Here is an 11,272-nt window from a genome sequence, read left to right as displayed (position 1 = left end):
GATCAGACCGGGGGAAATGCCCCCGGTCATGACCTTCAGCCAAAAACGCGGGCGAAAATCTGGTCCACAGCACGCAGATGACGGGCCGGGTTCAGCGCATCATCCAACACGGCCTTCTCAACCCGCCCGGCGACATCCGGGTCAGCCTCCAGATTTTCACGGAAAGTCCGGCCCTCCGGCGTGCCCAGCTTCGTCCATGTCGCCATGGCGGCACGCTGGACGATACGGTATGCGTCCTCACGGGAAATGCCCGCACGGGCCAGCACCAGCAGCACCTCGCCGGAATGGACCACACCGCCAAGGCCCTCCACATTGGCAATCATCTGGTCCGGATAGACCACCAGATTCTCCATCATGCCGGAGAGACGGGCCAGAGCGAAATCCAGCGTGATCGTGCCATCCGGGCAGATGTTTCGTTCCACGGAGGAATGGCTGATGTCACGCTCGTGCCAGAGAGCCACGTTCTCCAGTGCCGGTGTGACATAGGAGCGGATGAGGCGGGCCAGCCCCGTCAGATTCTCGGACAGGACCGGGTTCCGCTTGTGCGGCATCGCCGAGCTGCCCTTCTGCCCGGCATGGAAGAACTCTTCAGCCTCACGCACTTCGGAACGCTGGAGATGACGCACTTCCGTCGCCAGACGCTCGATCCCGCTGGCAATCACGCCAAGGGCACAGAAATAGGCCGCATGACGGTCACGGGGAATCACCTGCGTGGACACGCTCTCCGCCTTCAGCCCCAGATGGCTGGCCACATATTCCTCCACTTCCGGAGCGATATGGGCATAGGTCCCCACGGCACCGGAAATGGCACAGACGGCGATTTCCTCACGGGCCATTTCAAGCCGACGGCGGTTGCGAGCAAATTCGGCATAGTGACCGGCCAGTTTCTGGCCGAAGCTCATCGGCTCTGCATGAATGCCGTGACTGCGCCCGATGGTGACTGTATGCTTATGCTCATGGGCACGGGTCTTCAGCGCAAGGAGAAGAGTGTCCATGTCCTCCAGGAGAATGTCCGTGGCCTGTGTCAACTGGACGGCAAGGCAGGTATCCAGAACGTCGGAAGAGGTCATGCCCATATGGACAAAACGGCTCTCCGGCCCGACCTTCTCGGCCAGCCATGTCAGGAAGGCAATGACATCATGACGGGTTTCCGCTTCGATCTCGTCGATCCGGGCCACGTCCGCTTCGGAAAATGCCGCCATGGCCGCATCACCCCTGGTACGGATGACCTTCGCCGCCTCTGCCGGAATCTCCCCCCTGCGGGCAAGAGCCTCACAGGCCAGAGCCTCGATCTCGAACCAGATGCGGTAACGGTTGACAGGGGACCAGATGGCCGTCATCCGGGGGCGCGCGTAGCGGGGAACCATGACGTAACTCCTGCAGGAAAAGCAATCCAGCCTTGATTACCCCAAATGGTACCCTTTTGCCCAGAGCTGTTAAGGAGAATGGACCTGCTTTCGCAAGGGCATAAACCAGAAAATCTTTCAGAAACCTTTCAGGTGATGATCATTTCTCCACATTTAGACCCTTTTCCGTCTATATGGTCCAGCGTAACAGTAAATATCAGAGACTGTAATCCATAGTACGGCCATGCCTTTTCTCAACTTCATTCTGCTGATCTTCCTGACCATTCTTCTGAATCTGTCCCTCAGCGGCTATAACGTGATCATCCTCAAGAAGATCGTGGACAGCATAAGACCAACCAGACTGGACGAAGACTTCCACTCTCCTCTGGCCAAGGCGGAACTGCGGAAATACAGACGGCAGGCCCTGATGTTCGGCACGGCTCTGGCGGCTTTCCTGCGGATCGGGCTGACGCTGATTCTCAGCGATCTCCTCATCTTCTCCTACACCAAGATCGTGGCGGGCTTTCTCCTGTTATGGACGAGCTGGTCCCTCTTCCGTGCCCTCACCTCTCCCGACCCTGATGACGAGAGCAGCCATTCCACGAGTCTGGCCGAGGCCATACCGAAAATCATCATTGCGGACCTTGCCCTGGGGCTGGACAACATTCTCGCCATTGCCTGCCTCTCCATCTACCATCACGCCATTCTCATCATCGGGCTGGTCGTCTCCATTCTGGTCATCACCCTTGGCGTCATGCACACCCCGGCCCTGCTGCTGCGCATGCGCTGGCTAGGTTGGTTTGGATTCATCATCATGATAGGCCTCAGCCTTCATCTCTTCTTTCTGGGCTATCATGAAATCGTCTTCCAGCACGCTGCCTGAATTCCTGAAAAGCCCCCGCCGGGCAGGAGCTGCTCTCCTTATGGCTTTCAGTGCTGTCTGTCCGGCCGCAACCGCCTGTGGAGATGCGGACACGTCTCTAGAAGAGGAGCTTGGCCTGACCACACCGGCATCCACCCTGCCATCACCGTCCCGGTTTGATGAATGGAAAGCCCTGACCGCTCCGGATGGAGGCAGCTATCCCGCACAACGCTATGCCGCCTTCCTCCGGCTGCAGCCTGGATGGCCGCTGGAGAAACGGATCAGCAGCCGCTATGAACGTGCCCTTCTGGCCACTCCCGATCCCCAAGCACGCCAGTCACTCTGTCCTCTCTTTCCCATCATACGCAGTGATCTTCTGGCGGCCTGCGCCCCCTTCCTGCCCGCTCCTGCCACGCAGGCCCGACGGCTCTGGCAGGAAACGGACATGGATGCCAGTGAAAGCCGCCTTTTCCTGTCCCGCTTCGCCTCCTTCCTGACCCCAGATGATGAATTGAAACGCTATGGAAGGCTGGAACGTACGGGGCCGCTCGCCGCTGCCCAGCAGCAGCTTCAGAGAACGCCACCTACGCTGAGGCCGCTCCTGGCAGCACGTCTGGCTAACCATTTTGCCACGGCCAGTGCTGATGCAGCCTTCCAGAACAGTGCCTCCACCCGTGACGCCTTCCTGCTCTATTACCGGCTGCGCTATCTCCGGCTTCATGACCGGCTGGATGAGGCCATCCCGCTCTGGCAGCAGCCCCTGCCCGGAAACGCCATTACGGCCCTCTCGCCACCGACCAGCCTGCAATGGCAGGATGAACGGACGGCGTTCGTCCGTGCCCTGCTCCGTACCGGCAGAAGTGACGCAGCTCAGACCGGCCTTGCCCTGCTGGATGCCATCCCGGCAACGGAACAGACGCCGGACAGCCACCTGCTGGCAGGCCATGTCGCCCTCATGCGGCTGCATGACCCTGACAGGGCGGCCTCACATTTCCAGATACTCGCCTCGGCAGCGGACCTGAACCAGCGTGCCACCGGTCTCTACTGGATGGCCCGGACACTGGAAGGCCGTCACCCCGATCAGGCCGCCTCCTTCTACAGGAAAGCTTCCGCTCTCCCCACGACCTTTTACGGGCAGCTGGCTCTGGCGCACCTGAACCACAGCCCCTTTCTCTCCACGAGCCAGCGGGATTCACAGTTTCTGGCGGCCCTGAAGCAGCGGCTGGCGGCCCTTCCGCCCGTGACGGGTGGACAGTCACGCCCCCGGCCCGATCTGATGGATGCCGCCACGCGGCTCCAGAATTCGGGGGATCTGATCAATGCAACCCTCTTCCTGACCTATCTTCAGGGACGTACCCAGAATGACCGGGATGGCCAGATCGCCATTGCCCGACTGGCCCGATCACTTCATCTGCCCAAGGCAGCCATTCTGGTGGCCCGTCAGCTGGCACGGCAGGGCATCGCTTTTTATCCTGACGGCTACCCCGCCTCCAGTGTCATGATTCCCACATCCCTGCCCAATGGCCTCATGCCTGCCCTCATCCGGCAGGAAAGCAGCATGGATGAGTTTGCTGTCAGCCCCCGTCATGCGCTGGGGCTGACCCAGCTTCTGCTCCCCACCGCCATACAGACGGCCCGACGCCACAACCTGCCCTACACGCTGACAGGACCTCTCGACCTGCTGGACCCCAACGTCAATACAACAATCGGCAGCTTCTTCATGGAGGACCTCCATACCCGCTTCGGCCATGTCCTCCCCTATGCATTGGCTGCCTATAATGCAGGCCCGACACGCTCCCGGCAGTGGCAGGAGCAGATGAACAGCCCGGCCTCCCCCGGCCCGGAAGACGAAGACACCCTGTTACGCTGGCTTCTGCTGATCCCTTACAAGGAGACCCGGCTTTACATCGAGCATATTGAAGCAGACATGTCCCTTTATGCCCTTCTACCCAGCCCATGAGACGCTCATCCGATTACCGGGACAGGACATAAAAAAAACGGCCCCTGTTACGGGGCCGTTTTCATAACTGACAGATCGCTCTGAATCAGTTTGCCTGAGCCGGGGCCGGAGCGGCTTCCGGAGCAGCCGGCTGGGCCGGAGCTGACGGCGGGACAGCCGGCTGGGACTTCTGTAGGGAAGAAGCATTCAGGTCGTCAGTAGCCTGCGGAGCCTTGCCGTCTTCCTTCTTCTGGCCGTGCTTCATGTTGCACTTCTTGCCATGATGGTGGTGGCCATGATGATGAGCTGCACCTGTGTGAGCATCAGCAGCAAAAGCCGGAGCAGCAGCGGCTGTCAGGCCGATCAGAGCGAGAGCAGAAAGGGACAGTTTCTTCATAAAATCCTCCTCAATCATCCTTCCATGTGATGACGGAAGGCATATTAGGACGAATATTTCCGCAAGACAATCACGCATATCTAAAAGAAATATTACATAAAAAACAGCTGACTACCCTTATCGCCTTTACCATAATGAAAGGGTTTATTTACACTATCAGCGTTCAGTTTCCCTTTGGCGGACCATAAATTCTGCCTGCACGGGTAATAAAAGCCTTCACCATCAGTTTCACACCTTCATTGAAGACCATGCCGATGGCATTCCGCAGGAGACGGGAGCGGAACTCAAAATCAACGAAGAAATCAACACGACAGCCCTGTCCTTCCGGCGTGAACGTCCAGACATTCTTCAGGTGTTTGAAAGGACCACGTTCGTAGCCCACAATAATCCGATGGGGGCGTTCCAGCCGGACACGGCTGGTATAGCTCTCCCGAAAGGGACCAAATCCGATGGTCAGGTCTGCCAGCAACTCATCTTCCGTTCGGGAGCGGACAACAGACCGCACACACCACGGCAGAAACTCGGGATACTTACCCACATCCGCAACCAGATCGAACAGCTGCTCGGCAGAATAAGGAATAACTCGCTGTTCAGCATGTGTCGGCATCAGCTCTGACCTTTTCCCAGACGACGTTCCCGTGCCTCACGCAGTTCAGCAAAGTCCCTGTCCGCATGGTAGGACGACCGGGTCAGCGGGGAAGAGCTGACCTGAAGAAAACCCTTTGCACGGGCCATCGCCCCATATTCGGCAAACTCATCCGGCGTGACAAAAGACTTCACAGCCGCATGTTTGACAGTTGGTTGCAAATACTGGCCCAACGTCAGAAAATCGACATCCGCAATCCGGAAATCATCCATCACCTGTGCAACCTCCATCTTTTCCTCACCCAGCCCCAGCATCATGCCAGACTTCGTGAAGATGGAGGGATCAAGTTTTTTGGCGTCATCAAGAAGACGGACAGACTGATAATAACGAGCTCCCGGGCGGATACCCGGATAGAGCCGAGGAACTGTCTCAATATTATGATTGAAGACGTCTGGCCGGGCTTCCACCACCACTTCCAGCGCACCCGGCTTCCGCAGGAAGTCCGGTGTCAGGATTTCAATGGTCGTGCCGGGGGAAGACGCCCGGATGGCAGCAATCACATCCGCAAAATGCTGTGCCCCGCCATCAGGGAGGTCATCACGGTCCACTGAGGTGATGACCACATGCTTCAGCCCCAGCTTGGCCACGGCCTCGGCTACATGAGCGGGCTCATCAGGGTCCAGCTTGTTGGGCAGACCCGTCGTAACATTACAGAAGGCACAGGCCCTCGTGCATATCTCGCCCATGATCATCATGGTCGCATGGCGCTGGGACCAGCATTCCCCGATATTCGGGCAGGCTGCTTCCTCACAGACGGTCGCCAGACCATGCTTACGCATCAGCTCTCTTGTTTCATCATAGACAGGATTGCTACCCGGAGCCTTTACCCGGATCCATGAAGGTTTCTTCTGGATCGGGTTATCCGGCCGATGGGCTTTTTCTGGATGCCTTATGGCCGCCATACGTTCCCGCTGATGATTGATAACAATACGCTGAACCATGAATCAGATGTGCAGAGCACCCTCATAAGCTGCGAGAACAGCCTCATGCATCGTCTCGGAGATGGTCGGATGCGGGAAGACTGTTTCCATCAGCTCGGCATCGGTCAGTTCACCCGTACGGGCAATGACATAACCCTGGATCATCTCCGTCACTTCGGAGCCGATCATATGGGCACCCAGCAGCTCGCCTGTCTCGGCATCAAAGACGGTCTTCGTCATGCCTTCAGGCTCACCCATGGCAACAGCCTTGCCGTTGGCAAGGAAGGGGAAACGCCCAACGCGGACCTTATAACCCTCTGCCTTGGCCTTCTCCTCGCTCAGCCCCACAGAAGCCACCTGCGGACGGGCATAGATGCAACCCGGAATATTGCGGATATGGAGAGGCTCCGGAGAACGGCCACTGATCTTCTCGACACAGATCACGCCTTCATGGCTTGCCTTATGGGCCAGCCACGGCGGAGCCGCCACGTCACCAATGGCATAGATGCCCGGCTCACCAGTCCGACAGAACTCATCCGTCTTGATATGAGACCGGTCGACCTGAACCTTCGTCCCCTCAAGGCCGAGGTCCTCCACATTGCCGACGATGCCAACAGCGCAGATCACACGGTCTACCGTCAGATCAACCTTGCCCTTGGCAGTTTCGATTGTGGTGGAGACCTCATTGGCACCCTTCTTCAGCGGGCCGACCTTGGCACCCGTATGGATGGTCATGCCACGCTTCTCGAAGGCCTTGTGAGCCTGTGCGCTGATTTCGGCATCTTCCGTCATGAGGATACGGTCAGCCACTTCAGCCACCGTGACCTCACAGCCCAGATCACGATAGAAGGACGCAAACTCGATGCCGATGGCCCCGGAGCCGATGACCAGAAGACGCCTGGGCAGCGTATCCGGCGTCATGGCCTCACGGGCACCCCAGATGAGCTTGCCATCCGTCTCCAGGCCGGGGAACTGACGCCCCCGTGCCCCGGTTGCCAGAATGACATGCGGTGCCCTGATCTGGCCCGTTTCCTTGCCATCCTTCGTGATGGAGACTTTATGCGCTTCACCGGCACGACCGGCCAGCCTGCCACGACCGTCAAAAGTCTTGACCTTGGCCTTTTTCAGGAGGTGAGCAACACCCTTGCCCATCCTGTCCGCCACGCCACGGGACCGCTTCACGATGGAGGCGAGGTCAAAGGAAGGCTGACTGGCAGACAGGCCATATTCCTGAAGATGACCCAGCGTATGATACACCTCAGCAGAACGCAACAGGGCCTTCGTGGGGATGCAGCCCCAGTTGAGGCAGACGCCGCCCATATGGGTGCTCTCCACCAGAGCCACATTCATACCGAGCTGGCTGGCCCGCAGGGCAGCCACATAGCCCCCCGGACCGCCACCGATCACAATAAGATCAAAAAGGTCAGACATGATCACAGCACCAGAGAGTAAGGGTTCTGAACGAGGTCACGCAGCGTGTTGAGCCACTGCGCACCGAGAGCACCATCCACGGCACGATGATCCACCGAGAGCGTGGCCGTCATGACAGTTGCCACGGCCAGCTCCCCATCCCGCACCACGGGACGTTTCTCGCCCGAAGCAATCGCGAGAATGGCAGCCTGCGGCGGATTGATGATGGCGGCGAAGTCCTTCACGCCAAACATGCCCATGTTGGAGATGGAGAATGTCCCGCCCTGATAATCCTCCGGAGAGAGCTTGCCGTCACGGGCACGGGTCGCAAGACTGCGGGCCTCCTGACTGATCTCCTTGAGGCTCTTGCGGTCAGCCTGACGGATGACCGGTGTCACCAGCCCGTCCGGCACGGAAACGGCCATGGAAATGTCCACATCCTCAAAATGCAGCATTTCGGTCTCGGTGAACTGAACGTTCAGACCCGGCAGCTTCTTCAGGGCCAGAGCCACGGCCTTGATCATCATGTCATTGACAGAAATCTTGCAGCCTTCGGCCTCGAGAGCCTTGTTCAGCCTGCTCCGCAGGGCCAGCAGGGCATCCAGCTCGATGTCAACCGACACATAGAAATGCGGAACCTGCGTCTTGGATTCCGTCAGACGGCGGGCAATGACCTTCCGCATTCCGGAATGCTTCACATGCTCGACATGCCCCGCTGCCGGTGCCGCAGAAGCAGCAGAGGTGGAAGCAGGTTTCTGTTCCTTTGCCTTCTCCACGTCACGGCGCAGGATACGGCCATTGGGACCTGTCCCGGTCAGGCTGGCAATATCAACCCCATGTTCCTTGGCAATGCGACGGGCCAGCGGAGAAATGAAGATGCGCTCTCCCTTGTCCTTCTCAGCCGCAGCGGGCTTTTTATCCGGGTCGAAAGAAGAAATTTCGATCGGGGCCGGTTTCTCGTCCTTTGCCTCAGCCTTCTTCTCAGGCTCTGCCTTTGCCTCGGAGGCCGGGGCATCCGGAACATCTTCACCCTCTTCCACCAGAATGGCGATCGGGGTTTTCACGGCCACATGGCCGGTCCCTTCCGGGATGAGGATTTTCCCAAGAATCCCCTCATCCGCAGCTTCCACTTCCATGGTTGCCTTGTCGGTCTCAATCTCGGCGATCACGTCACCGGACTGGACCATGTCACCCTCTTTCTTAAGCCAGCGGGCGACCGTACCTTCTGTCATGGTCGGAGACAGAGCCGGCATTAAAATATTGATTGCCATTGGTTTCAGTCTCCAAACTGCTTGCGCACAGCTTCAACAATCCATTCCGGCTTGGGCAGAGCCAGCTTCTCCAGATTTGCTGCATAAGGGAGAGGAATATCCAGCCCACAGACACGGGCCGGCGGGGCATCCAGCCAGTCAAATGCCTGTTCGACCGCCACGGTGCAGATTTCGGACCCGATACCCGCAACCGGCCAGCCTTCTTCCACAGAAACGATGCGGTTTGTCTTCTTCACGCTCTTGATGATCGTTTCCGTGTCCAGCGGGCGCAGGGTCCGCAGGTTGATCACCTCGACATCAATGCCCTGCTCGGCCAGAAGCTCGGCAGCTTCCAGAGCCACACCGACCATGATGGAGAAAGCGACCAGCGTCACATCCTTGCCTTCACGCTCGATCTTGGCCTTGCCGATCGGCAGGATGAAATCTTCATCCACCGGGCACGGGAACTTCTTGCCGTAAAGGATTTCGTTCTCCAGAACCACGACTGGGTTCGGATCACGGATGGCTGCACGGAGCAGACCCTTGGCATCTGCTGCGGACCACGGAGCCACGACCTTCAGCCCCGGAATATGGGCATACCAGCTGCCGAAGCACTGGGAATGCTGCGCACCGACACGGGCCGCTGCCCCGTTGGGACCACGGAACACGATCGGACAGGACATCTGACCACCGGACATGTAGCGTGTCTTGGCAGCCGAATTGATGATGTGATCCACGGCCTGAAGGGAGAAGTTCATCGTCATGAATTCAACGATCGGCTTTACACCGGAGAGAGCCGCACCAACGGCCATGCCCGTGAAACCATGCTCCGTAATCGGCATGTCCATGACACGCTTCTCACCGAACTCATCCAGCAGGCCCTGACTGACCTTGTAGGCACCCTGATACTGGGCGACTTCTTCACCGAGCAGGAACACGTCCTCATCACGGCGCATCTCGGCGGCCATCGCATCACGCAGGGCTTCACGCACCGTGATCTCTGCCGTTTCACCCCATTCAGGTTCCACAATCTCAGTGGTGGAGCTGCTGGCAGGAGCCTGTGGCGCAGATGCCGGGGCCGGAACATTCTTTTCCACCCTGGCAGCCGGTTCAGCCTTCGGGCCGAGATCCAGCTTGTCCGCAGCGGAAGCATCTTCACCGTCTTCCAGCAGAACGGCGATCGGCGTATTCACCGCCACATGGTCCGTACCTTCAGTGACCAGAATGCGTCCCAGCACGCCTTCTTCAACGGCTTCCATTTCCATGGTGGCCTTGTCGGTCTCGATCTCGGCAATCACCTCGCCGGGCTTGACCACATCACCTTCTTTCTTGACCCAGCGGGCCAGAGTGCCTTCCTCCATGGTCGGAGAAAGAGCGGGCATGAGAATAGGAGAGGCCATGACTTATTCCCCCACCAGAACGTCGGTCCAGAGCTCGGACGCATCCGGCTCGGGGCTGGTTTCTGCAAATTCGGCAGCATCCTTCACAGTGGCCTTCACATCCTGTTCCACTGTCTTGAAGAAGGATTCATCAATGCCGTGCCTGACCATTTCTGCTTTCAGTGCTTCGATCGGGTCACGTGTGCGGCGCATCTCGTCCACTTCGGAACGCTGACGGTACTTTGCCGGGTCGGACATGGAGTGGCCACGGTAACGGTAGGTTTCCATCTCCAGCAGGAACGGTCCCTTGCCGGATCGGCAATGCTCCATCGCCTCCTTGGCAGCCTGATAGACGGCGGCTACATCCATGCCGTCCACCTTGCGGGACGGGATGCCCCACGGAGCCGCATTCTTCGAGAGGTCCCGGGAAGCGGAAGAACGCTCGATGGAGGTTCCCATGCCGTACCGGTTGTTCTCGATCACATAAAGGCAGGGCAGCTTGTGCAGGGCGGCGAGATTGAAACTCTCGTAAACCTGCCCCTGATTGGACGCTCCCTCACCGAAATAGACGATGGAAACAGCCCCGTCATTCTTGTAGGCACTCGTCAGGGCAAGGCCGGTCCCGATGGCCACCTGTGCACCGACGATACCATGCCCGCCATAGAATTCCTGTTCCTTGGAGAACATGTGCATGGAGCCGCCCTTGCCGTGGGAATACCCACCAGAACGGCCTGTCAGCTCGGCCATGACGCCACGGGCGGTCATGCCCGCCACGAGCATCTGCCCATGATCACGATAGGATGTGATGGAACGGTCACCCTTCTTCATGGCAAGACCGATGCCCGCCACGACCGCTTCCTGACCGATATAGAGATGGCAGAAGCCACCAATCAGCCCCATACCATATAGCTGGCCTGCCTTTTCTTCAAAACGGCGGACCAGGAGCATTTCCCTGTAGGCACGCTCCATTTCTTCCTGCGATAGCGCCGGGCCATTCTGGCGGCTCGGCGCATCCGTCATAGAACCCATGACACTCTCCCGGGGTTAACAACTTTGCGTGAGGCGGACTTGTAACAACACTCCACCCCAAAATCCAGCGATGCCGGACCGGTCAGCCCACTTT

At 58.6% G+C, this 11,272-nt stretch carries 10 protein-coding genes; 2 read left to right on the top strand and 8 right to left on the bottom strand.

Features of this window, described 5'->3' with window-relative positions; translation table 11 throughout:
- Positions 1 to 35: 35 nt before the first annotated feature.
- Positions 36 to 1,367: an adenylosuccinate lyase gene (gene purB, locus NQF87_RS01565; RefSeq protein ID WP_266126665.1), complete on the bottom strand. Its 1,332-nt coding sequence runs from the start codon at positions 1,365 to 1,367 to the stop codon at positions 36 to 38.
- 223 nt (positions 1,368 to 1,590) lie between these two features.
- Here purB and NQF87_RS01560 point away from each other — a divergent pair, with 223 nt between their 5' ends.
- The gene (locus NQF87_RS01560) at positions 1,591 to 2,229 is read left to right on the top strand and encodes a TerC family protein (RefSeq protein ID WP_266126664.1); all 639 of its coding nucleotides are present in this window, start codon (positions 1,591 to 1,593) and stop codon (positions 2,227 to 2,229) included.
- A 40-nt stretch (positions 2,230 to 2,269) separates the two neighbouring features.
- Positions 2,270 to 4,168, top strand: a complete 1,899-nt coding sequence (locus NQF87_RS01555; protein ID WP_266126663.1) for a lytic transglycosylase domain-containing protein — start codon at positions 2,270 to 2,272, stop codon at positions 4,166 to 4,168.
- An 85-nt stretch (positions 4,169 to 4,253) separates the two neighbouring features.
- Here the strand turns inward: NQF87_RS01555 and NQF87_RS01550 are convergent, their stop codons facing one another.
- The 7 genes from NQF87_RS01550 to pdhA all read right to left on the bottom strand — a co-directional run bounded on the left by NQF87_RS01550 (position 4,254) and on the right by pdhA (position 11,178).
- Positions 4,254 to 4,544, bottom strand: coding sequence for a hypothetical protein (locus tag NQF87_RS01550; RefSeq protein ID WP_266126662.1), 291 nt, complete (start codon positions 4,542 to 4,544; stop codon positions 4,254 to 4,256).
- 163 nt (positions 4,545 to 4,707) lie between these two features.
- Positions 4,708 to 5,151, bottom strand: a complete 444-nt coding sequence (locus NQF87_RS01545) for a type II toxin-antitoxin system RatA family toxin (protein ID WP_266126661.1) — start codon at positions 5,149 to 5,151, stop codon at positions 4,708 to 4,710.
- Entirely contained in the window at positions 5,151 to 6,131 is a 981-nt protein-coding gene (lipA, locus tag NQF87_RS01540) for a lipoyl synthase (RefSeq protein WP_266126660.1), read from the bottom strand. The genes NQF87_RS01545 and lipA overlap by 1 nt, the downstream gene beginning before the upstream one ends.
- A gap of 3 nt (positions 6,132 to 6,134) precedes the next feature.
- The gene (gene lpdA, locus NQF87_RS01535; RefSeq protein WP_266126659.1) at positions 6,135 to 7,541 is read right to left on the bottom strand and encodes a dihydrolipoyl dehydrogenase; all 1,407 of its coding nucleotides are present in this window, start codon (positions 7,539 to 7,541) and stop codon (positions 6,135 to 6,137) included.
- A 2-nt stretch (positions 7,542 to 7,543) separates the two neighbouring features.
- Positions 7,544 to 8,791: a pyruvate dehydrogenase complex dihydrolipoamide acetyltransferase gene (locus NQF87_RS01530; RefSeq protein WP_266126658.1), complete on the bottom strand. Its 1,248-nt coding sequence runs from the start codon at positions 8,789 to 8,791 to the stop codon at positions 7,544 to 7,546.
- A 5-nt stretch (positions 8,792 to 8,796) separates the two neighbouring features.
- The gene (locus NQF87_RS01525; protein WP_266126657.1) at positions 8,797 to 10,170 is read right to left on the bottom strand and encodes a pyruvate dehydrogenase complex E1 component subunit beta; all 1,374 of its coding nucleotides are present in this window, start codon (positions 10,168 to 10,170) and stop codon (positions 8,797 to 8,799) included.
- A gap of 3 nt (positions 10,171 to 10,173) precedes the next feature.
- Entirely contained in the window at positions 10,174 to 11,178 is a 1,005-nt protein-coding gene (pdhA, locus tag NQF87_RS01520; protein ID WP_266126656.1) for a pyruvate dehydrogenase (acetyl-transferring) E1 component subunit alpha, read from the bottom strand.
- Positions 11,179 to 11,272: the final 94 nt, after the last annotated feature.

Origin of the sequence: Bombella dulcis (genome assembly GCF_026385505.1) — a bacterium.
GTDB classification, from domain to species: Bacteria; Pseudomonadota; Alphaproteobacteria; order Acetobacterales; family Acetobacteraceae; genus Bombella; species Bombella dulcis.
The sequence above is the reverse complement of the archived record's forward strand: the minus strand, read 5'-3'. Positions and strand labels throughout refer to the sequence as shown.